Genomic DNA, 674 nt, shown 5'->3' on the forward strand with positions numbered 1-674 from the left:
TGACAGCTCTTTCTTCACACGTGCGGTTGCTTCACGGAAGGCCGCTCGCGGCACAGAGGTCACAATGGTCGGAACACGTGCTTCGTGCCAGCCAATGCCCGTATTCATAATGGTTACGCCAGCTGCTTCCAGTGCTTTTGCGGTCTGGACGATTTCATCCGCCGTCATGCCGCCTTCTACAAGCTCCATCATCGACATACGGAACAAGATAATAAACTTGTCACCAACGGCTTTGCGCATTTCTTTGACTATCTCAACAGGGAAGCGCATGCGGTTTTCAATGCTGCCGCCCCAATGGTCTTTCCGCTGATTTACATGCGGCGCCATAAATTGGTTGATCAAGTAGCCTTCGCTTCCCATCACCTCAACGCCGTCATAGTTGGCTAGCTTTGCTAAGCGTGCGGTTTTAGCAAAGTCTTTGATCGTTGAGCGAATTTGCTTGTCCGACATGGCTTTCGGCTTAAACGGATTGATCGGCGCTTTTTTGGCGGAAGCGGAATGCGAAAATGGGTGGTAGCTGTAGCGGCCTGCGTGCAGAATTTGCAAAGCGATTTTGCCACCTTCTTTATGCACCGCGCTGGTCACTTTACGGTGGTTAGGAATGTCTAGGTAGCTGTTGAACAAACCCGCAGTTGGGTAAAACCAACCGCGCTTGTTTGGGTTGTAGCCGCCAG

General features: G+C 51.5%; 1 pseudogene. It reads right to left on the reverse strand.

Annotated elements, in window-relative coordinates:
- Nucleotides 1-674 (reverse strand): annotated as a pseudogene (fadH, locus tag A3750_RS24505) (NADPH-dependent 2,4-dienoyl-CoA reductase); the annotation flags it as partial.

Source organism: Oleiphilus sp. HI0079, assembly GCF_001635105.1.